Here is a 23,855-nt window from a genome sequence, read left to right as displayed (position 1 = left end):
GCCTAGCGTAAAAACCATGTTAGGCGACCGGCTCTTCGGGCCAATCATGGTGTATGTATCCTATCTTCTCTTCAGAGTCGTTGTATATCTCGAAGCAATGTTGAAGATTGGCGTCAGCTAGGATCTGCGAAACGCGACCGGCGTCCCGCAACATGTCGTCCAGCGAATAGTGTTCAAATTCGATATGAGGATCGCCAAGGTCACCGCCGTATTCTTGGAACACGAAATGGTCGAAGTCAGTTAACCGAAGCGAATAGCGCCCTTCGGACACTGCGAGACCGCCGGATCGCAAGAGCTCAGCCATTTCATGCATCGTTGGCCAAGAACCAAGTTCGCCAGCAACGAAAATGCACGGATACTTGGCCAAAACGGTAGGTCGCCTAACGGAAGGTTTTTACGACACCGCTTCTCACCGAAGTCAACAAGCGTCGCAACACAAAACAGTTTACCAAAAAGAAACCACTTTGCCAAAGAGGCGGTGTCCGCGGCGTGGCAAACCAGACCGTGCAACGAAGTGGACAATACGGCAAACCAAATGGTACTCCAACGACGAAGCCGCGGCCTTGCGTAAAAACCATGTTGCACGACCGTGATTTGCCAAGCCGCTATGCCCAAAAGAACAGTTGCACGAATCCCGCGTAGTCAGAGCCACCAACCAACGTTGTGCATTTCTCGCGTGTCTGGACGTTGGCCGATTCGTCATCGGCCAGATCGTCGTCATCGCCGCAACGCTCGAAGAACGCGTCCATGTCGGATAAGGCCGAAATCAGCGAAGATTGGTCGGGCGCAGCTACACATAGCACGCGGTCAGCAACCTCGTGGTCGTAAACGCAGAGAGTCCCGTCCGCGAGCAAGCAGAGTGCGTCAGATTCAAGCATTCCAAGGAAGGTCGAAGTATCCGGAAGCTGCCAATGCGGAAATCGTTCCGCGGCGGACTCCGTTGGCGCGAATTCGAGCATGCCAATTTCGTGACGGTCGGTTTGCCAAGCAGCGATTGTTGGATCAACGGTTGGCATCTGGGAAGACTCGGTCGGACAACGGGTTTCTGGACGACAGGGTGTCGTACATGCTTGGAAATGGGGGAGAACGGGTGTTGATTTTAGCTGAAGGGGGCTCGGTCTGCAGCACCGTGCGCCCGGGCGAGGGTGCGGGGACGCGATGTTGCGTTCGCTGCTACAGAGGCACGAGTGTGAAAAGCGGTGTTTTTCACACTGAAATCAGGTGGCAATCACACCTTCCCCGCTGGCAGACAAGACGAACGTCCTGCGGGGCAGAATCCAACTCGCAGTTGCGAGGGGGCTAGGTTTTGATCGCCTGAGAAGGTTCCGCGTCTCTGATTCGCAGGATTCGCTTGGCAACCTCTCGCTGCACCTGCGAGAAGAACTCGGGCGACTCCAATCGCTCTCGTTGTGCCGCGGGGAGACAACGCAGCGTCGGTTCCCAGATGTCTTGCAGTGGGATTTGCAAAGAAACCCAATCTTGGCGCGGCATCGTCGCTCGCATTCCCGGCAGGGGAAGCAATTGACCATCCTTCCAGACGCCCAACGTCACCGCATACGCGCCGTTTGAATCGGGATTCGGATCCAGCTCAAGCCGCATCCGGCCCACGGAAGGCCGAGGCTTCGGTTGCCGACCGGAAGACTCCGACGACGAACCGGGTTCGTCCCTCAACCGATCCAGTGGGCTGGCAACCGCCGTCGCTTTCATTCGTGCGACGTTGGTGTACAGCGAGGTGGTTTCCAAATTGGTGTGCCCGAGCAGCTTTTGAATGAACCGAATGTCGGTACCGGATTCGATCAGATGCGTGGCAAAGCTGTGGCGGAAACTGTGCGGCGTGACCGCCTTGCCAATTCCCGACAGAATCCGAGCCTGCTTGACCGCACGTTGGATCGTCCTCGGAGAAAGATGCCGGTCGACACGCCTGCCTTCGGAAGGAAACAGGTAGCCAACTCCTTTGGTGTGCCGCCACAACTGCCTCATCAGCGGCAACAGATCGTCGGCCAGCATGACGTAGCGATCCTTTTTGCCTTTGCCAAGTTGAACTCGGATTTGTTGGCGATCGAAATCAAAATCCGACCACTGCAAACGGGCGACCTCCGCGACTCGCAAACCGGTTGCATACAACACGGTGAGAAGCAGTTTGTCACGCAACGTGCGAGCGGCCTCCATCATTCGCAATCAAAGCGCCAAATGGTGACGGCTTGTTGATTGAATCCTAAACCGAAGCGTGAGTTTTAAAGTTGCGTTTTTGCATTCGGTTTTCTTGGCCAACGGCCTTCGTCATCGTAGCCTGGGGCATCGCCCCAGGGATCGAGAATGAACCGGAATTGGTTGGCCAACGGCCAACATCAACCCACACGTTTTGAAATGAATTTGGCCGTTGGCCAAAATGGTGCCGTGTATTTCTGCTCCAGGGGCGATGCCCCTGGCTAGGTTGAAAAAGGCCGTTGGCCATTAGAGGAAAAGTGCAACTTCAAAAGGCGTGAGCGAGGGAACGCGTGCCATTGCAACAAGCCTGTGGGTCCCTCGCTCACGCGTCGGGTTGTGAACTCGAGGTCTCTCGGGGCTTCCACCCTGAGCTAGGAACGCCGACTCCTCCGGAGCCATTCATGCCCAAGATGCTGCCGTGCCGCTCGGGACTGCTCGCAGGCTGAACCGACAAGCCCCGAACGGCGTGAAACGTGGTAAATCGTGACGTTCGTAGCGATCAAGACACACACGTTTGGGCAAAAATCTCTCGACTTCGCTGTTTTGACTCAATTCCAGATTGAGTCATGAGCTGGCCTGGATAGCTTGGGAGTGTCGCCGCGAGTTGCTTCGACGCCAATCAAACGGAGTGCGGGGTACGGGCCCCGGTCACGCGATACAGCTAAAGGACGAAGGGTAATCAGAACATGAGTGAAACGAGTCAGCCGATGATCGACGAGGTGGATTTGATTCTCACCAACGCTCGACTGCGAGACGAGCTAGAACCATATCGTGATGATTCCATCGACGATCCGACCACGCGAAGCATGCCGCTTCAGAAGGAAAACGAATACCTGGCGTCAATCCTCGCCTGGGAACGAGCACCGGCACTCGCGATTGCCCAGTGGTTTGACCCACCGCTGCAAATCCCCGCCCCTGAATCGCTGGACGATGCCGCCCTGTCGGTGGAACTGCAACGAACGATCCAGCAACTGCATTCTCAAAACATCAAACTCACCTACACCGATCATCTGTCCGACCGCCAACTGTATCGAGTGATCTACCGCGATATCCTTCCCGCTTGCGAGAAGAAAGTCGATGCACCGGGCAAGTGCCTGGAATGGCGGTGTGTGGATGACAGTGACACCTACCTGACTTACTACGCCTCTGCTGTTGAACGACGTCGACACCAGGAAGAACATCAGGCCGAGTTACCCAAAGCCAAACGGCCGAACTTTCGCCGCAAACTTCCAGACTGAAAATCGTCCGCCCGGCCCGATTGCCTTCGAGACGGGCGCCCCATGCAGATCAATCTCTCCCACGGAATGGGGCTCAACCGCTGATGTCTTCGGATCGCAGGGAATCGATTCGATCGGCGATTGCCGCGGCCACCTTGGAATCCGGCCCCAAGTATCGTGAGACAACGAAATCGATCTCACTGAACTTCGCCGCGACCTCGTTTGTCTGACGAACGATCGCATCATAGAGTCGCCCTGAAAACAACAAGTGCGGCTGAACAATGACACGCCCGAACCGACCGCTTGCCGCCAATTGATCCAGCGTGTCCGGCAATCGTGGCTGAGCCATTGCGTAAAACGTGGTGCACCATCCACCCGCGTTGAGCCCACAATGATCCGCAATCGACTGCGAAGCGGATCCCGAGCGTCCCCACTCGTTCACGCGACCACGCAGCGTGACCTCGGTCAGCAATCGCATGTCCGACGAAGCACAGGGGTCCAAGCTTCCGCGGCCCACCATCACCACGGCGATCGACGGGGACGTTTCATCTCCGGCTTCCAGCGCGGCAGATTCCAGCGATTCGAACAACCGCTCCCGAACCAGATCGATCATGTGCGGCTGCCGCGATATCGGACGACTGTAGCCAGCGATCCGGTCCAGCGTTTGAGTCTGGCGAGCGACGTTTTCCACCGCATCGGGGATGTCGGACTTCGCATGCCCTGCGGCGAACAACAGCAGCGGCGAAACGGTGATTTGATCCGCTCCCGCGTCCAGCAACCGGCGCCAACCTTCATCAATTGTGGGCGACTGAAACTCCAACAAACAAGGCTGAACGATCGCTCGTCCAGCCAGACGCGAAGCCAGACGCTCGCCCAACTCAAAGAATTCATCGGTCCCACGCTGATCGCGAGTCCCGTGGCCGATCAGCAGGATTCCCCGACGCGGATGCTCCGGGGACAAAGACTGCGGATCAACGCCTGTGTTCCGATTGGAGGTGGCTTCGTTTGCAGGGGATCGACCTTCCATTGAGCCACTCTCACCGGCAAGGCCGATCACTGCACCTTTTGGGCAGAGCTGAAACCTTCTTTTTGCAAAGCAGCCAGAGCGGACGAAACGTCGAACCCAGCGTTGTACTTCACCACGACTTTCTTGACGGTCAAAGTGTTGGGATCAGGTTGGTCGACCAAAGCGACTTCGCTGACCGCATCGTTCTTTTCCAAGGTTTCCTGAACGCGAGGGAAGCAAGCGAATTGGCAGTGCATTTCAGGCACTTCCAAAGTCATCGTGCCGGCTTCGGCCATGACTTCCGGCGTTGCAACGACGGCCGCCGCAGCGGCCGTTTCAACTTCGGGTGCCTGATCAGGGGTCGCAGAAATGGCGACCATGATTCCGACGGCGGCCAGGGCGGCAACAACGTAAACGATCGATTTCATCGGGGAACTCATCTTGAATGGAAGTGAATTTGGAGGGTCTGACAGTGGCAATATCACAGCGTCATCGCCGTTTCAGCCCAGCATCTAGCTTACCAATGCGGAATCCAGAATCACAACCGCCAAACCACTGAGATGGATTTCACGCCCGAATACCAAGCGTTTTCCGGGACAAATGGCGGCGAACGGTCGGCAATGTGCGACAATGTGACCTCCAGTCTGGTCACGCCGCAGCGGCCCTCGACGCCGCTCCGTTTGTCGATCGAATGGCTTCCACGGCTGTTCGCAAGGGTGCGTCCAAATCCCAAGCCGATTTGGGGTGCGGTCGCTCGGTTTGCGAATTTTCGTTTTCGGGGGTGTCTGCGTCCGGAGCAGAATCAGCGGTCTCGGGGGCCGTCTTGTTCTCCGGCGAAGGTGGCTCCTGCTCGGACGATTCCTTCTGCGGCTGCGAGGTCCCCTCGTCGGCAGCCGACTCAACCTGCCGATCAGGATCGACCAGCTTCAAATGAGCATCCGCCAAATCTCGATTTTTCAGAGAAGGGTAAGAGGCCTCTTCCCAGAAACGAGCCAATTGCCTCAGGTCCTCTTCGGGGACTTTCACATTCATGCCCGGATCAGGGCTCACTCCCCACACGTCTTCTTCCGTGTCATCGATTCCACGGTGAATGTTTTTGTCGCTGGGCCGATAGTACTTGGCAACGGTCAGTCGCAGAGCACTGCGTCCATATTCCAAGGGCAAGATATTTTGAACGGTTCCTTTGCCATAGCTTCGCGTGCCGACGATCGTCGCTCGGCCATGGTCCTGCAGCGCCGCCGCCACAATTTCGCTGGCGCTGGCGGAATGCTCATCGATCAAGATCGCGACCGGCATGCGAGGTGGAACCAAAGTCCCCGCCGTTGCGGACACCTCGTCTTCGACCACGCCGCCGCGAGTCTTGGTGCTGACAATTTTCCCGGAGCTCAAAAACATATCGCAGACTTCCACTGCCGCATGGAGCAACCCGCCGCCGTTTCCTCGCAGGTCCAACACCAACCCCGACACATCTGATTTCGGCACCAAACGGCTCAGCACATTTCGGAGTTCGCTGACCGTCTTGTCACCAAAGCTGGTCATTCGCACGTAAACGATGTCCGGTTGCTGCCTCACACGAAACACCCAGTCGTTGTTTTCATCGCGGTGATCACCGATGACCGATTCCAACTGGATGGTGTCCCGCTTCACGCTCAACTTGACTTTTTCATCGCCACGTTGGACCAACAACTCGACCGTTGTTGCGATGGGGCCTCGCAAGCGTTCACTGACGGACCGGATGTCCAAATCCCCCACGTATTCGTGGTCCACTTCGAGGATGGCGTCGCCCGGCATCAGCCCGGCAAGAAGCGCAGGAGAGCCCACCAACGGGGTGATCACCCGGACCGGTTCGTTTTCGACCGGTTGATCGACATAGATCCCGATGCCGGCAAATTCCTGGTGAATCGTGTCCTGGAACGCTTGATAGCTGACCGGCGGAATGTATTCGCTGTGCTGATCCAGCGTCGATGTCATGCCCGCCATCGCAGACGTCAGAAGAGTCCGTCGGTCGACCGGCTCGACGTAGAATCGATCGATCATCTCCAAGGCTTCGCCCACCATCATCGCGGTTCTCGTTCGCTGGTGGATCACATAACACGCGAACGAGATGACCAGCACGGAACAAAGCAGCGTCAAGTTTCGTGGGAGCATGGTGACGTCAGAAAACGGAGATGAGCGAGAACCCGCCCATCGTATCACGCCAACCCCCGTCCGACGAAACCCCGACCCGCTAAACCCGGTTCAGTTCCGTCGAAGATTGCACGGCAGGCAAGCAAACACAAAAACGAGAGCCTTCGCCGGGCGTGCTGGTGACCGAAACATTGCCGTCCTGAGCCTGTGTCAGGTGCTTGACGATCGCCAATCCCAACCCGGTGCCACTGGTGCTGGATTCTTCGTTTCGACTGCCGCGATAGAAGCGTTCAAAGATTCGATTTTGCTCGGCCGATGGAATCCCCACCCCGGTGTCTTTCACAATCAACGCCCAATGCTCGGGCTGTTCTTCGATCGAAACCCGCACCTCTCCTCCCGTGGGGGTATAACGAATGGCGTTGCCGATCAAGTTGTTGGCGATGGTCAGCGTCGCTTCTCGATCGGCAATGATTTTGGCCTTGCCGGGTGGGATTTCCTGAATCAAATCCAATCCATTGGCGACCGCAACGGGTTCGTAAGTCCGAATCGCGTCACCGACAATTTCCGCCAGCGAAACGCTGGACAGGTGCAGGTTTGCCGGCCCCGCCTGAGCCCTGGCCAACTGCATCATTTCGTGCACCAACCGTTCCAACCGCAAACACTGCGCGGTGATCTGCTGCATGAAGTGCAGGGCTGCATCGGGATCATCTTGGACCGCCAACTCGACGGTTTCGGCGTATCCCTTGATGGCGGCCAAGGGGGTTTTCAGCTCATGCGATACATTGGCGATGAATTCCCGACGCATGTCCTCCACGCGGCGAGATTCCGTTTCATCACGCAGCGACAACTGCAAGTTCGACTCTTCGCCGGTGTCGATCAAATCCACCCGCACCCGCAAGGGACGGATGACACCCTGGTCATGCACTTCCACCGCGAACTCCTGCGGTTGCTGCTCTTTGACCGCCGAACGAATCGACGCCAACAATTGAGGCACCCGCACCAACTCGGTGAAGCAACGTCCGAGCAAAGCGTCTCGCTTTTTCAGCCCCAACAATCGAACGGCGGAGGGGTTGATCAGCAGGACGGAGAAATCCTTTGCCAACACGATCACCCCGTCGCTGAGCTGCAACAGCGCCGAGGCATTTTGTTTGGTTTCCGCGTGCAGGCAACGAAGCCGTTCTTGCCACTTTTGAATGTCTTCGGTGCTCTCGCGAACGTAAGCGGAAACCGCATCGTCCTGTTGCGTGTCGTGCCAATGGCGGAACATCAGCAACAATCCGATGGTGGCCAGACTAACCACCCCGACGAACCAGGCGGATGCCCCGGCGATGACCAAACTCAGAATCAGAACCATCCCGACGATCGCAGGACCGAACGACCTCAATGGTGGTTGGGAAAAGCAGATCGGAGAAGGTCTTGGTCGGGCGTCTGGGCTCATACCGTCATTCGATTCGACGAAGGCAAACGTGAGATCACTGGTAGGTTGTTTCATCCACCGATAACGGCCATGCTAATCCGAGACGCATGCTCGATGTCTCGCTTACCATTCAGTGGCCACCAAACCGTCCCAGTCTAACGTTTGGTGTTTTCCACAGCATCTCGCAACATAGAAGATTTGATGAAGGTTCCTGAGGGGCAGCGTGGTTCGCGAATGGGGATCGACCGGACCGATTCGCCCCCCGAAGAAACCGAGCGGATTGGTGCGTCTTCGATGCCATTGGCCGATTTCGCCGGTGGCTGCCTGACCTCGGTCAGTTCAGTGGTGTTGTCCTGTGGCCTGCTGCTGATCAACGGTGCCTTTGTGATGGCAAGTTTGTCAGCGTTGGGGGCCGCGGGAGTGAATTGGTTTGAAAACGAAAAGGTCAGCCAATTTTTCCTGTTCGGAGGGCCGGTCGCGCTGCTGATCGTCCAGTGGATGATGCTCGACTACCTCCGGTTCCTGTGGCGACGACGCCACGCGGGATAATTCCCTGCAACCGATCGGCATCGCTTTTCGGGGGGGCCGAACTCACTTTTTCGTGTCAGATTGGTCGGTCTGGTCAGATCGTAGCGGTGGAAGGGGTTTTGAGTTGACTGGATGTTGCCCGGTTCGACAGGAAAAGCTGTTACCGGTCACGTGATTTGCGTAAACTGGGAGGCCTCTTCTGATTGATCGCCGCGCCACTCTTCTGTGACGGTGCCCCGTTGACCGGACCAACGTCTTTCTCGACTCTCCACTTCCTGATGCCGATGGATCGGTACTCGGGCCAAATTCATGCGCCAGCATCCCAACGCCACCTGGATGCGAACGATCGCTCCCCCCGCTTTCCGTCCAAGATCGCAACGATCTTCTCCGGATGGCGAGGCTGCGTCAGGCTGGCAGCGTGCCTTCTCTTCGCAATCGTTTTTGCCACCCACGCCACGGCGCAGCCTCCTGGCACCACGCCCCTCCCCGAAATCATTCGTGGCGAATCGGGCGGAATCACTCCGGATGCGTTTTTGTTTCTGGACGAATCGGGAACGCCCGTGGTCATGCCTCGAATGTCATTCGAGGAAATCGATCGCTTGCGTCGATTGGAACAAGGCATTCAGGTTCAAGACCGCCGCGCCACGTTGCAACGCATCAACTTGGTCGGTTCGGCCCATGATCAGCGTGCCGAATTCGAACTGGACTGCCACTTCGTCATCGACCCTCGAAGCACTCGAGAGGGCACGTCGACTCCGATTGTCCTGGACCTGGGCCTGAACGGCTTCCATTTATTGGAACCAGCCATGGTTCAGATGGTCCCCAACGACGATGACGCCAGTCACAACAAGGGATCCGGCGAGCGCGACTCCGATCTGGACACCGAGTCAGACGAGGCATCTTCGGATGCCGGACCGGAGCGGGAACTGGCGCGAGCATTCGTTCGTGTGGCCCAGAGCAAAGCCGCTGCTCGCGACGAGCTGCTGGATGCGGCCTCCTCCGCCACCACCAACGGCAACACCGCCCTGGGAAACTCTTCACGAGCCAATGCCGGGTTGAGCTATGAACTTGTCCTGCCGGCCGAAGCCGCCTCGCCCAACAACCCCATCGACTGCATTTGCAAACTGAAGATGTCCACGCGAGTGCGTCGCTTGGGACCGCTGACCAGTTTCCTGCCGCTGTCACTGCCGACCGTGCCAACGCGGGTCGAAATCTCTGTCGATCCTCTTCAATGGGATCCCAACAAAAGTTCGCCTCCTCTGATCACCGCTGAGATTGTCGGCAATGGACGTGAAGTCCTGCGTCAATTGGCGCGACGAGAATCCGACTCCGAGGATGAGTCAAAACGACGTTCGCGTTTTGAGATCGACAGCCAAGGCGGCGAATTCGCCTTCAAGTGGCAATGGCTGCCTTCGGCCACTCAGGCCGCTCGCCTGTTGGAAACCGAATCCAACGCGACCTTGCGTTGGGAATCGCCAGCCGACCCTCCCACCATGCAAGTTCAGATGATCGTTCGCAATCTGCGAGGGCAACTGGACGACTTTGAAATTGAGTTGCCCGAACGAGCCGTCCTGCTGGGCAGTCCTGAAGTGGCCATCAACGAGGACAACCGTGAAAACGGACTGTCGCCTGACACCAATGGCGGCGACGAAGTCAGCGACACGGCGTTTGAAACGGGCACCGCCATGGATGTCTCCGATTCGGGCTGGACGATGACCTTGTTGGGGGATGATCCACCGAACAGTGCAACCTCGCAAACTCAACCCAAGACCAATCCACTGCCAGAATCCAGTTCTGCGCCCACCCGTCGCGTTCGTTTTTCGACCGACCGCGCTGACGCGATGACGTCGACGTCGCTGGTCGAGGTTCGATTGCAACTGCGTTTGCCGGTTCCCGAAGCTTCCGCGACCACCCCTTGGATCATGCAGTTGCCCCGCGTCCCGGATGCGATCGGTCATCGCGGAACCGTGACCGTGGTCACCGCAGAAGACCACCGACTTCGGTGGCGTCCGCGGTTGGGTGTGGAAGCGATCGCATCGGATGCCGCCACAGTCAACGTTGGCGAACGCGCTCAAACGTTTCGGTTTCTCCGCGACGCGTTTCAGCTGCCCGTTTGGTTGTCAGGAAAGCAACGACAACAACGCCTGAAAATTGCGATCGACCTGAGCATGACCAACCGCTTGGCTCGGTCCGTGATGACGGTCCAATCCAGTGGTGCTGGGATCGATCCGCAAGACATGCAGTTGGATTTGTCGGGATGGCACTTGACCCACCTGACGGCGGATGACGCAGAGACGGAACTCGATGTTTCCATCTCAGAAGGTTTGGTTCAGTGGCAAGCCGATGCGTCCGATGGCAAATGGCCTCGCCAATACGTGATCACGTGCGAACGCGTCGTCACCGAGCAGATGGTCTCGGATCCTCTCACGCTGACACTCCCCAAACTGCAAACGAACGAATCCTCCAGTGCCGTCACGGAAGCCTCGCTTCACGTCACCGATGCGAAACGTCTGCAATGGTCCGTGGACCTTTCGCAAAGCGAAAACCTCCAGCGGATCAACAACGATTCCTCCAGCCGTTTTCGGTTGCTGTCGGTGGACGGACCGTGGAATGTGACCGGTAATTTCACGGAACGCCCATTGCGTCTGAGCCTCGCTGGCGGCACCTCGATGGGCACGCAAGGCAACCAGTGGATCAGCCAAACCCGTTGGACGCTCACCAGCACCATCGATCTCGAAGGCATCTTGCCGTTTGAAATCCCGACGCCCTACGAGCAAAACGTGCAGTGGACCTCCGTGGTCGATGGCGTGCCAGCGATGGTTCGGGAATCGGAATCCGATTCCCATTCTGATGGCTGGGTCAAATATGAAATCGTCACGCCTCGTCTGTCGGTCGGAACCCATGAAATTGAACTGGTTTCGCGATCATTGTTGCGTGACCTTCTGCATGCCCCCAAGATTTCCAAAACGTTGATCCGCCCTGAGTCCGAGGCCGTCAACGGCATCGAGCCGAGCGCGGTCGTTGACGACACGGGGGATGCCAACACGATTGCCAATGGCTCAGCTGAAACCAGCGACCAACCAACGCTGGCCAATGGCGAGAACTCGCCCAGCGATGCATCCGAGCAAGATGGTGTGTCGGAGAACTCGCAGGACGGTGCACTGGGCAGTGCCACGGACCATCCGTCGAACACGGATCCCCCGCCCATCGTTGACCAAATCCTCGTCGCCATTCCAACCCCGATCGCTGACCAAGTCACATTGGAAAAGGACTATCGCCTGAACCTTCCCAATTCAGTCACTGATGGTGTGGGACAGATTTGGATCGCCACGGTCGGCGACGAACGTTTGCTTGCTGGCACTCGACAGCTGGCGTCGCCTGAAAACGGTGCCGCTCCAATCCTCACCAATGAATGGTCGCTGACTTCGATTCCGGACGCTCCATTTTCGTTGCGATTCCAACAGGAATCACTGGAAGAATCCCCTGTTCGAGTCACTCGAGCGGTGCTCCGAAGTTTGGTTGGTCAACGCACACGCCATGAACAATTGATCGCGGTTGTCGAAGGCGGGCAGCAAATTTCGATTGGTTTGTCGGAACAACTCAAAACCATTCGGATTGAAACTCGATTGAATGGAAACCTCATCGCGACTTCGAGAGGACGCAGCGGATTGCGAATCGACATACCGGCGATCGCAAGTGCGAACCCCACGCAGACGAACGAATCCGCCCCACCCTCTCGACACCTCCTGGACATTCGGTTGTGGACGGAAACCGAAGCCAGTCCGTGGTGGACCAGCATCGAACCGCTGATGCAGTTACCGATTGGATCCGCCCAAATCGATTGGCAATTGTCGGTTCCCACCGACTCCCACCTGTTCTGGGCTTCGTCGTCCTGTGGCCGCTTGATGCGTTGGGAACGCGAGCAGTTGCGATTGTCGCGGCAGCCGATCGTCGACGACACCGAGTTGTTGGAATGGGTCACGTTCCCCTTCCAAGACAACACCTCGCTGCTCAGTTCACTCAAAGAATCGACGGCCAATGCCGCGTTCACGGTTCCTAGCAACCAATATCTTTTCTACTCCAGCGATCCGTACTCTTTTTCAGCGTTGACCGTGTCCCGGACCTTGATGTGGTTGGCAGTGGGCAGTTTGTCGTTGTTGCTTGCAGCCTCGACTCAGTTGTTCCCCAAGAGCCGGCATCCCTTTGCAATCATCTTGCTGGCGGTGGTGTTGGCTGGTGTGTTGGTCGCTGCTCCTGATGGAGTGATCGTGACGGCGCAACTGATCATGATCTCGTTGGTTCTTGTTGCGGTTTTCTACGCCATCTCCGCATTGATTTCGCCCCCAACCTCCGAGCGTGTTTTGCAGTCATCTGGTGCATCGCGTGCTTCCGAGAAGATCCCGCCTTATGGCTCCACTCACTTGAACCGAAAGGGACAGGGTTCCTCACCGGGCTCACGATCCGTCACCCATGAATCAGCGGACCCGCATGCCCCCAGCGGATCGTCACGCCGCCGCGTCGACTCAGGCCAGCGTTCCAACGAAGGCTTGGACTCGCTTCCCAATTCGTTGGATGAAGGCATTGATGAAGAAGGAGCCACGGCAAGCCACTCCCCAGGAACTTCATCATGACGCGGTACGGATCGAGTCAATCGATCGGGATGATGATCCTGGCAACCTGGATGACGCTGACCTCACTGGCCCTCGCGGACGACCCACCGACCGAGGCCCTCGAGCGCGAAACTGTCGCGAAAACAGTCGCCGAAGAACAATCGGCAGAGGAAACTTCAGAACCACAGGAACCGGGTCCAAAAGCCCCCGCCGAAAAGGAGCCGCCTGCGGCCAGCACGGTTGAGACCGAAGCGAGTTCCCGGGAAACGTCCGAGAGTCTGGCTCAGTGGTCAGGGCTCGCGCAACAGGTGCGCAGCGATGAATCCTTGCGTTGGATCTCACTGTTTGGGTCCCAGATTGCAAGACTCGTGCCGGATGACTTTCGCCCCGTTGCAGCCGACGAACTGAGCCAAGCATTGGGCGAAGCAGCCGAAGCGGATGCCGAGTCATCGACCGACGACATCCTGCAATGCGAAATGGTAGCGACGATCCAAGACGGAGCCTTGATCAGCAAGGCCAGTCGGATGCTGTTTTCGTCACAAGCCGGCAACAAACAACCGTTTGGCAAAGTCAGCTTCGCCGTCTCCCGACTGCGTGAAATGGACGATGAATCGGGACTGGAAACGGACTCGCCCACCGCTCTCTTTGAGTCCAGCAATTCTGGATTGCTCAGCATCGCCACCAGTGGTTCCGATCGGCCGTTGGCCAATCGAACGCTGGCATGGGATTGGCGACAACAGGCGATGCCCACCTGGAACGGCAGCCGCTGGGAACTCAGCTTGCCACGGGCTTTGATTTCGCGTTTATGGATCCAAGTCCCCCCCAACCAAACGCTGCATTGCGAGCAAGCGGTGCTACGAGAAGTTCCGCCAGGAGCGTTGCCCAGTTGGTACGAAGACATCGCTGACAGCAACACCGGTGGCTCCTCGTTGGACGGCAGTCGTTGGATCTTCGTCGAATCAGCTGGTTCACAACGATTGGATTTGGAACTGCAAACGTTGAATGAAGCCGCCGCTGAAGTTCAAACAGCAACCATCGTTCGCGGTTGCCGGATGACGTTGGATCACGATGGCTCGATTCTGAATTGGCAATGTCGTTTGGTCATCGATCCTCAACCCATCGCCTCCATCCCACCTTGGGTTTGGCTGCGAGGCGATGTGACCCGGATCGAGGTGGACGAGCGTGAAGTCCCGTTCACCTCTCGCCCCTTGGTCACCAATCTCAAAAACGCGAGTTCCCAACCATCCCCTGCGTCAATCATTCAATTGGCTGCCATCGAGGAAGCCGACGTCCCTTCCGCCGCCGATTCACGCATCATCCTGGTGGAGGGAACCGCTCCGCTGAATCCAAACGCCGATTCCATCTCGCTGCCGGAACCGATCTTCCCAACTTCATTTGTGGTCTCCGCCGCGCCGTGGCAGTTGCAGTGGACGATGCCCGCGCACCTGTTCGCGACAGGTTGGCAATTGCCGGATGATTGGCAACTCCTTCCGCCCCCGAAGGAGGCTGCCTCGTCGTCCGAATCCACTTCGATCTGGAACGCAATTGGCCCGCCTGTTTCGCGAGCCCCTTGGGAGGCAAGGCTGCTGAAAGAAGCGACAGGCGACGCAGAAAAACCCGATGCGTTGCCGGTTCCTTCGCTGGCGAACTCATGGGGAATCCAATTGGCCCAATCCGAACCGCTCCTCTACGCGGATCATCAAACTCGATTCCTGCTCGAAGACAACGCCATTCAAGCGCGTTGCACGATTCAATTGACAATGGCCTCCGATCGATTGGCGCCCATTCAATTGGAGATCCAAGATGGTTTCTCGTTCGATTCGATCACGGTGGGCGAGACACGCCGAACCCTGACAATCAACGCTCCCAATCGCCGCGGTCGTCGCATCACGGTTTGGCCGAGTCCCGATGAAATCCAAACACGATCCAGCGGAGAGGGAACGCTGGAGATCCGCGCCACGGGACAAACCCGGCGAGATCCCAACAACCCTCGCGTCAATGCGCTGTGGATGATTCGAGTCATCAATTGCCCAGGCCAAATGACAGCGGCAGTGATTCCACCGGCGGACATGGGCTGGACAGCAGAAACCGCGATCACACCTTCGCGAATTGAATTCTCGGAACTGTCCACTGAGCAGCGACGTTTCTTTGCACCCCTTCCTGGTGACGCGATCGTCCTGAGTCAATCCATTCGCCAAACACCTTCCCTCACGCTGGAGACCCCTGACAGCACCATTGTCGGCTCGTGCCAAACCAGCTTGACGATGGTTCGCAACGGCATTCAACAACGGGTGCAGGTACAAGTGGAAGGTTTGCCACAGACATCGCGGTCCGTCAAAGTTCGCTTGGCTGCGAGATCGGAACAATCTCCCCCGGAAGACATGAAATGGCAAACTCGCCTTTCGCCTTCCTCGGCATTCAATTCCGTGGAGGACGAAGGAATCGTGCTGCGGTGGGTGCCGCGTCAATCCATGAAACCGCAACCGGAACCGGCGGGCGAAACCCCACTCGCCACCAACGTCACCCAGCCCACGCCAGCACCGGGTGGAATCGGTGGATGGTTTGAGTGGAGTATTCCGGTGCCCCGAAACTTCGGTGATCAATCCTCCTTGATCGGGACTTGCATTCATCCGATCAGCGACGTCCCGTCTCACAAGCATGCAAGGTCGGAGTCACATCCAATCGGTTTGTTCCGCTTGGCAGATGCGACCTCCCAAACCTGCGAACTGTCGATCGACTCGGAACTGCAATTGGCTCGCCCAGTGGCGAACTTGGTGGGTATCCCAACGGCCAACACCACTGCTGAAACGGAGCCTTTTCGTTACCGCTACGAAACCTCTCCCCACGTGGTCATCCAGGTTCGTCGCAAAAACCAAATGCCGCCGTCGAACCTGGTGCGTCAGCAACTCACCCATGTGATTGCTTCGGCCAGTGGCGCCGATCGAGTTCGAACCCGTTTTGAGATCGTTGCGACACAACCCATCGACGTCGAATTTCCTTGGGACGCTCACCTGATTGAGGCCCGAATCAATGGGGTCGAAGTGCAACCCGAAATGACCCCTCAACATCACCTTCGGTTTGCAGCGCCCCTCCAATCCGAAGCGGTCTTGGAGATGGTATGGACGACCACGTCGTTTGAAACGTCGTGGTTGCGACAAACACAGGTTTCGGATTTGCGTGTCGTCGGCCTGACATTGAGTTCGCAACTTCGCATCACCCCAGCCGAAGACAGCCTGCAAATCCCACTGCTAGGTTCTTCCGAGGCGCCGCATTTGATTTTCTCCCAGATCGTGATTGGAATCGGCTGGGTCGGTGCATTGGTGATCCTCGCAATCAGTCTCATCGCGGGTTGGGCCGCGCGTTGGGGAGTGGCCTGCGGTTTGGCTTTGAGCCTTTTCGCGATGCTTCTGTGGCCGGAAACGTTTGTTTCGCTGACCGCGTGGGTCGCGTTGCCGTTGACGATCAGTTTGTTGCGTATGACGACTCAACACTGGCAATCCTCCCACCGTTCCGAACCTTCCTTGCGGCAACCGCCCGCCGGTCCCGCTCCATCGAATCGTTCCGTGTCCCCATCCCATTCGGCGGGTGGAGATCCGCCCAGCGATTTTTCCAGTTCCGCGTTGCTACGCAACTGGATCGGTTGGGCAATCATCGGAACCTTCGTGATCAGCGGTGGCGTGGCATCGGCACAAACGAGGGACGTGTTGGTGCCATTGGATTCCAACAACCAACCCATGGGCAACAAAGCGTACATTCCCGAGTCGCTGTATGAGGACCTGTTCCTCATCCGGTCGGATGAGCGTGTTCGCCAGGTTTCGTTCCTGAACACGAACTACGAATTGGATTTGACCTCCGAACGTTCGAAACGAGCCATCAGTTTGGCTCGCGAAGAATTCCCGATCGAATTGCTGGCACGATTCACCGTCGAAACGTCCATCCCCAGCAGTCGACTTCGACTTCCGTTCTCACCTGAGTCCATCGAAGAATTGGTGCTGATTCGTCCGGACGAAAGCACGCGTGTCTTGACGACCACCACCGATGATCAGCCGGGGACACTGATCGTGGTTCCATCGGGCAATCGATTTGACCTGCAACTTCGGCTGCGATGCGAAACCTCGCATCACGCAACGGGAACGCAAATCACAACGGAGTTGCCCAGTCTTCCACAAGCTCGTTTGGTGGTGCGTCGCGACTACCGCATCCACAACTACCGCGTGGTGACCGACAACATTGCGTGGCCGGCGGTGGATCGCCCGGTTGGTTTTGGCGTCATCTCGTCCAATCAGTTCTCCATTGGACCATGCAGTCAACTGCACATTCATTTGCAAAGCAAAGCCACCGTCGATGCTCTTGCCAGCGACATTGCCCCCGCCTCCGAAAACGAAGCGGACGCTCCCAACAACGCCGACGGCGACGCACAACTGCCGGAAGCTTGGAACACCGCATCCCAATGGAAACGCCGCTATTGGTTGAACGCCACCACCAACCATTGTTCCATCGAATGTGAGCTGGAGCCTTTGCAACCACCTCCTCCCGGCGGGGAAGTCATCCTTCGGTTCCATCGCGAGACCACCTCGATCCCACGTTTGCTTTCTCGCGATTGGAAGTTGCTTCGGCAGACTCCCAACCAATGGATGCTGACTCGAGTCAGCTCATCGGCTGAACCCCTTCGATTGGTCTGGGATCTCAGCTCGGCTTGGTCAGCAGAATCCGGGGCCCCCGTGTCCGAAGCGACCATCACGGAACCGAATGACTCTGCCAATCCACCCGAGTCGCCGGTCGATGACGAACGGGTCCTGAGTTGTCCCGGTCTCTCATTGCACGATCATTGGCAAGAACCGGACGACGACGAATCACCGCTCGCGAATTCACGCACCGTTTTTGCGGAAACCTTGGTGGCCTGGACGCTGTCGAGCGAACTGCAGCCACTGTGGCCCGCGTCACTGGGTACCGAACGAGTTCCATCTGAACAATTTTACGCCCAATGGTTGGGCTCCATCAGCCGCCTCGACCGAGCCGCCAAGAGTTCTGGAACCACCCCGATCGTCCGCATCGGGATCGTGGACCGGAGCCGCTTGGTCTTTCATGCGAAGCAAGAGATCCACCTGGATTCGTCGCACCAATCCATCCGGCTCGAGGCCACCTTTGACCCGAATCCTGTCACCGCAGATTCCGCCACCGCCAATTCGGTGGTTGGAACGATCGATCCCAATGGCGAGGACAGCACACCGACGCTGCAGGAGAACTTTCGTCCACAGATGATCAAAATTGCGATTCCGCCCCAAGCACAAATTTTCAACTGGCGGATTCAACAACCTGGCCTGCCCGACACATCCCCGGCCGCTGCCGGTGGTTTGGCTTCCACTTCCGAGGCCCCCGAGACGGCCACTCTCGACGACGATGAAGCGGATGCAATCGCCGATCCAACCACCCTTCCTGCGGACTCGGGATCAGACCCCTCAGGCACGCAGTGGAAATTAGTTCGAGAACACAACCGCGATTGTCTTTTGATCCGCTACGAAGGCCGAGGAATGGAGGTGATGGTCGAAGCTCAAGTGGAACAACGAAAGTCAAACGACAATGCCTTGGCGTTGATGCACATCGAACCGGTGCATTCCATCGGCGACATTTCCTCCGTGAACGAAGTGGTTGTCTCACGTTCGGCCAACGCCAACATCCAGTGGAAGACGCCCCCTCCGTTCGAAGGCGAAAAGTCAGGAGACGCGGGCCCAGCGTCCATGCTCGCTGCGGGAAAAATCCTGATGGATCAATGGTTGATTCGTGACTCCGCCTTGGACGTTCTGGGAGACGCTCGATTTCGAGTGACTCCCATTCGTCATCCCTTTCAAACCGATGTCCGGGTTTCCTTGCGTTGGGAAGAAGGACGCTGGATCGCTCAAACAGACATTCAGTTGAATTCCAAGCAATCACCGGACTTCCTCGATGTTGAAATGCCATCGCGTTGGTGCGACGCTCTTCAAATCCATCCGCTGTGTGCATCCACGCGGCAACCCACTCTCAGCCCCGCTCGACAGGTCATTCGCATTCGTTTGGCCGACCAGGGCATCCGCTCCATTCGTCTGACCAGTCGCCTCGCGGCGGGTGATTTGTTGCGTGTCAGTGTCCCTAAGATCCGGGTCTTGCAAGCCCAGCGTTCACGAACCGACATCGTGGTTCCCAACCGCTTGACGAACGCTCCGATCCGCTGGGAAACCAACGGGGTCGAACCCATGCCGCAACCAAGGTGGAATCTGCCGGCCCAGCAGGCCCTCGCCAAGGGCGTCGCGACCGACCAGGCCCCGACCGACCAGGCCCCGACCGACCAGGAACAGGCCGACCAGGAACAGACCAACCGTTCGAACAATGAAGGCACGGACCAAGCCCCCACTCAACGGACCACCGACAGCAACGAAGAACACAGCTACTTTCGCGTCGCGAGCGAGAACTGGTCGGTGGAACTGGAACCGTTGCGGAAGACCAACAACGTCGCCGCCATCATGCACGCGGACCACCAATTGCTGAACGATCGTTTTTTAGTCAGCCGGTTTGACATCGTTCCCGGCGATGCCTCTCACCTAACGCTGAATCTGCCAGAGCACACTCGTTTTGTGGCGGGTTGGACAAATGGGCTGCCTGCAGACGTGATCTCTTTGCCAGCCGGGAAGCTCCAATTCCTGTTGCCGTTGAGCCGCCTCAGCCAGGGAATCGAGGTTCTGCTGAAAATGGATGAGGGACCTGGAAACACCATCCAGCCAGAATCAAGCACACCGTCGTGGGATGAGATTCAAACGCCGCCTCAATGCACCTACACCCGACTGCTGTCGCGGCGAAGCAACCCAGCGAATTTGCTGTCACTTTCCAATCGCTCTTCGGCTGACGCCAGCACGGGCACGGGCACCCCGGACGAAGGAAACTCCGATTCAATCCAACCAGACTCCAACGGTTCGAACCAAGAAAGTCTGGAGACGAATGCAAGTCGCTGGGAAGCGATCACCTCGGATCAACGATGGCAAATTTTGGCGACGAACACTGTTCGCTCGATTGCCGCCGCTTCCGATTCGTTGGCCGATCGTCGCGATGAAGAAGTTGCCGCCTGGATGAAAAGTTGGCTTCAAAGGTACGCGTCGATCAGCCAATCCGCCGGTCTCCGATTCGACCCGACCAATGCTTCCATCGAAGACTCGGTTTCGCTGGAGCGAGTTTCCGCTGAACTGACCAACCGCCCGCCGGAATCCTTGTTTTCATGGAGTGAAATGGAGTCTTTCCTGGCGTTGCAAATCCAACGTTACTCGGCCAACGAAACCGATGATTGGTGGCAACGCAACGAGGCCTCCAAACTGGGTGACGGTCAGTGGTCGTTTGTGCTCACAAGTCAAAAACCAGACCGCTGGATCGTGGACAGCCAATATCAGTCGAGTGAACAATCGTTGCCCCCGCAATGGTCGACGCCATCCTCATCGCCCATGACGATGCAGTGGGCCCAGCATGGCATGCGGTTCCTGCTATTATTGACCAGTGCCTGTCTGTTGATCGTCTTGCGTTTGCAACCCAGTCGAACTCGACGCGACGCCCCACAAGCAAACTGGGTGACGAACATTCAGGACTTGATGGCCCACCCCGCGACCTGGATTTTTGGACTTGGATGCATCGCAATGATTTTGGCACCGATCCCACTCGCACTTGCTTTGATGGTCACCGCGGTGATGCTCAGCGGTTTTGAAACGTTTTGGAAAACCCTTCGAAGACGATTGCGTCTGTGGGCCTCTGCGTTGCTGGTTCTCATCCTGTGCAGTTCTCCATTCGAACACGCAGCGGCACAATCCAACGCGTCCCCCAGTCCATCCGACATCGCCGACACGATGCGAGTCCGGGATGGATGGAAATTGCAACTGGTCGCCGCTGAACCGATGACCATCGATCCGGTCTCAGCCGCATGGGATCCGCAGGGTCGATTGTGGGTCGTGGAAATGCCTGACTACCCGCAACCTGCTGAAGATGCCAAACCGACGAAGGGCAGAATCCGTGTCCTCAGTGACACGAACGGCGATGGAGTGATGGACCAAGCCACCACGTTCGCAGATGGTTTGAATTTCGCAACCGGCGTGTTGCCGTGGCCCTCGCGAAATGCAAGCGAACCCGATTCCAATTCACCAGGTGCCTGGCTCGATGGAGCGATCGTGACGCTGGCGGGGGAGATCGCTTGGCTGAGAGACACCGACGGCGACGGATTGGCGGACGATCACCAAACTTGGTTCCGTGGCTTCACGACGGGCAACGAACAACTGCGAGCGAATCACCCCACTCTCGGCCCGGATGGACTGGTCTACGTCGCCAACGGATTGCGTGGCGGAAAGATCGAAGCCATCGCCCCTCAGTTCGATTCCAAGGCTGGCCCCCTCACGCTTTCACAAAATGACTTTTGCTTCGACCCTCGCGGTGGTCACTGGGGAAGAGTCTCCGGCAACAGCCAACACGGTTTGACGATCGATGATTTCGGTCGTCGAATCGGTTGCAGCAACCGCAACCCAGCAATCCAGGCTGTCTTGGACGCCGACACCATTCAACGAGACCGCGAATTGGCACCGGTCGATGCCTTGCTGGACATCGCCGCTGCAGGTGAACACTCCGAGGTTCATCCGATCAGCGACGCCTGGACGACCAGCCATCTTCATGCCGGTCAGTTCAGCGCCGCTTGCGGTGTGTTGGCGGTCAATGACAAGTGGTTGCTGGTCTGTGAACCGACCGGATCGCTGGTCCAAAGACAGCGAATGCGATTGGACGGTGAAAACTGGCGAGCAACTCGAGAGCCCGTTGAAACGGAGTGGCTCGCCAATGAACACACCTGGTTTCGCCCGGTGGACTTGGTCGCCGATCAAGCTGACGCCGTGCTGGTGCTCGACATGGCTCGCGCTGTGATTGAGCATCCCGATTGGGCGCCAGAGGAACTGAAAAACCGGCCGGACACATGGCACGGCAACGACCTGGGCCGCATCTGGCGTTTGGTTCCACCGGGTGTCGAATCGGGCTTTCAGTCGATCCAAAACAACCAAGACGCCATCGAAGCGCTGCGTTCCGACGATCCCGTCCGTCGATCCTTGGCGACCCTGCATCTGACGCAGCATTTGGCTGACCCAACCTCCAAGTCACTTGTCGAGAAGAAACTCTCCGAACTGCTGCAATCACCTTCAACCAACTCACCCACCCAAGCCCGTGCGGCGGCATTGCTGGCTCAACTCGGAAACCTCACTCCCGAACAACAATCCAAGCTCACCACCGAATCGGAACCTCGCCTGCGAGCCATCGCCGCGCGGCTCACACCCCAATGGGACGCGAAAACGTTCCGTTCCTTCGCCAGTGACGACAGCGCATTGGTTCGCCGCGTTGCCTTGGAAAACTTCCTCGCGTCGGACGGTTGTGAAGCGATCGCCGATCATCCGCAAACCGCGGAATTCCATTCCGTCATGGACTCACTGAACAAGCTTGCGGTGGAACAAGCGGATTCGAAATTGATCGCAAAACTGCTCCCCTCTGTTCCGCCACCGATGCTGCATGAACTCGTTCGCCGATCGATTGAAGCGGACGAAACCCAACTCACTGCCGACCATCGATCCAATCTTCTGCGCTGGATCCGGCGTTCAGCCGCAACCGATTCCGAAACAACACTGGATCTGATTTCAAGCGTCGATGCCAAGAATGATTCGCTCCAATTCGTCGCAAACTGGATCACGGGTGTGAGATCGACCGCCAAGATCAAGGCCGCGATCGAGGGTTCGAAAGCGGATTTCTTTGCTCGTGTCGCGGAGACCGCGAAAGCGACCTTGGTGGATCCCGACCAGGATCATGACCGACGCAAAGATGCGGTGGAGGTGTTGCTTGCACTCGCCCCCCACTCGTCCGCACTTCGTGATCGATTGACGGATTCCACGGACGCCGAACTTCGTTCGCGAATCTTGGACGGATTGTTGAAAACGGATCCTGAATGGACGCGTTCGATCCTGGTTTCACATCAGGATCCATGGCGTCCCGAGGAACGCGGTGTGGTTTGCCGGCGCGCTCGTTCGGATTCCGACACCGCCAAGTGGTTGTTGTTGGCGGTCAAGCAAGAGCATCTGCCTCGCTCGTTTGTGGATGCGACCACCGCGAATGCGTTGCGTTCTCATCGCGACAAAACCATTCGTGAACTTGCCAATCAAACGTTTGCACCGCCCGAAGACCGAGCCAAGGTGCTGGAGCAGTACGCCGAAGTCGCAAACCGGTTTTCGACCGCTGATGTTTCCACCGGTCGAAAGCTGTTCGCACAACACTGTTCCAATTGTCACCGCATGGAAGGCGTGGGACATGCCGTGGGACCTGACATCAGTGACAGCCGCACCAAAACCGCGGAAGCTTTGCTGGTCGCGGTCCTGAATCCCGATGCAGCGATCGACGCTTCATTCACTCGCTATCAAATCTTGACCGTGGATGGCGAGGTCGTCTCGGGGTTGCTGCACAAAGAAGATTCTGACTCGGTCACTTTGCTGGAAGCGGGAAACCAACAACGGCGAGTCAATCGCGATGACATCGAAACCTTTCGCGCCGTCGACGCTTCGTTGATGCCCAGCGGGATGGAACAAACCTTGTCGGTTGATCAAATGTCGGATCTGATTGGCTATCTGAAACGCTGGCGGTACACCGCCGAAGGTTTGTGATGCCGTCCGGCGCCACCTTCACCGCTGAATCAACGCCCTCTCCCGACTGAACCG

The 23,855-nt window shown here is 57.5% G+C and carries 11 protein-coding genes; 4 read left to right on the top strand and 7 right to left on the bottom strand.

Features of this window, described 5'->3' with window-relative positions; translation table 11 throughout:
* Nucleotides 1-19: 19 nt before the first annotated feature.
* From PSR62_RS08790 to PSR62_RS08780, 3 genes are all read right to left on the bottom strand, one after another.
* A complete protein-coding gene (locus PSR62_RS08790; protein WP_274407402.1) occupies nt 20-304 on the bottom strand; it encodes a hypothetical protein in 285 nt (94 codons plus the stop codon).
* Nucleotides 305-605: 301 nt separating this feature from the next.
* Complete coding sequence (locus PSR62_RS08785; protein ID WP_274405002.1) at nt 606-878, bottom strand: hypothetical protein; 273 nt, start codon at nt 876-878, stop codon at nt 606-608.
* Nucleotides 879-1,299: 421 nt separating this feature from the next.
* A complete protein-coding gene (locus PSR62_RS08780) occupies nt 1,300-2,172 on the bottom strand; it encodes a tyrosine-type recombinase/integrase (protein ID WP_274405010.1) in 873 nt (290 codons plus the stop codon).
* A gap of 722 nt (nt 2,173-2,894) precedes the next feature.
* On the opposite strand from PSR62_RS08780, the gene PSR62_RS08775 reads away from it, so the two are divergent.
* On the top strand, nt 2,895-3,446 hold the full coding sequence (locus PSR62_RS08775) for a hypothetical protein (RefSeq protein WP_274407401.1): 552 nt from the start codon (nt 2,895-2,897) through the stop codon (nt 3,444-3,446).
* Nucleotides 3,447-3,519: 73 nt separating this feature from the next.
* Here PSR62_RS08775 and PSR62_RS08770 read toward each other — a convergent pair whose 3' ends face one another.
* The 4 genes from PSR62_RS08770 to PSR62_RS08755 all read right to left on the bottom strand — a co-directional run bounded on the left by PSR62_RS08770 (nt 3,520) and on the right by PSR62_RS08755 (nt 7,912).
* The gene (locus tag PSR62_RS08770; RefSeq protein WP_274407400.1) at nt 3,520-4,452 is read right to left on the bottom strand and encodes a sirohydrochlorin chelatase; all 933 of its coding nucleotides are present in this window, start codon (nt 4,450-4,452) and stop codon (nt 3,520-3,522) included.
* 26 nt (nt 4,453-4,478) lie between these two features.
* Nucleotides 4,479-4,859, bottom strand: coding sequence for a heavy-metal-associated domain-containing protein (locus tag PSR62_RS08765; protein ID WP_274407399.1), 381 nt, complete (start codon nt 4,857-4,859; stop codon nt 4,479-4,481).
* Nucleotides 4,860-5,079: 220 nt separating this feature from the next.
* The gene (locus PSR62_RS08760) at nt 5,080-6,579 is read right to left on the bottom strand and encodes a S41 family peptidase (RefSeq protein ID WP_274407398.1); all 1,500 of its coding nucleotides are present in this window, start codon (nt 6,577-6,579) and stop codon (nt 5,080-5,082) included.
* Nucleotides 6,580-6,658: 79 nt separating this feature from the next.
* Nucleotides 6,659-7,912, bottom strand: coding sequence for a sensor histidine kinase (locus tag PSR62_RS08755; protein ID WP_274407397.1), 1,254 nt, complete (start codon nt 7,910-7,912; stop codon nt 6,659-6,661).
* Nucleotides 7,913-8,176: 264 nt separating this feature from the next.
* Here PSR62_RS08755 and PSR62_RS08750 point away from each other — a divergent pair, with 264 nt between their 5' ends.
* The 3 genes from PSR62_RS08750 (at nt 8,177) to PSR62_RS08740 (ending at nt 23,801) form a co-directional block, all read left to right on the top strand.
* Nucleotides 8,177-8,524, top strand: coding sequence for a hypothetical protein (locus tag PSR62_RS08750; RefSeq protein WP_274407396.1), 348 nt, complete (start codon nt 8,177-8,179; stop codon nt 8,522-8,524).
* Nucleotides 8,525-8,787: 263 nt separating this feature from the next.
* Nucleotides 8,788-13,134: a hypothetical protein gene (locus PSR62_RS08745; RefSeq protein ID WP_274407395.1), complete on the top strand. Its 4,347-nt coding sequence runs from the start codon at nt 8,788-8,790 to the stop codon at nt 13,132-13,134.
* The gene (locus tag PSR62_RS08740; RefSeq protein ID WP_274407394.1) at nt 13,131-23,801 is read left to right on the top strand and encodes a PVC-type heme-binding CxxCH protein; all 10,671 of its coding nucleotides are present in this window, start codon (nt 13,131-13,133) and stop codon (nt 23,799-23,801) included. The genes PSR62_RS08745 and PSR62_RS08740 overlap by 4 nt, the downstream gene beginning before the upstream one ends.
* Nucleotides 23,802-23,855 lie beyond the last annotated feature (54 nt).

This window comes from Rhodopirellula sp. P2 (assembly GCF_028768465.1).
In the GTDB taxonomy this organism is placed as follows: domain Bacteria; phylum Planctomycetota; class Planctomycetia; order Pirellulales; family Pirellulaceae; genus Rhodopirellula.
This window is presented reverse-complemented; position numbering and strand designations above follow the sequence as displayed.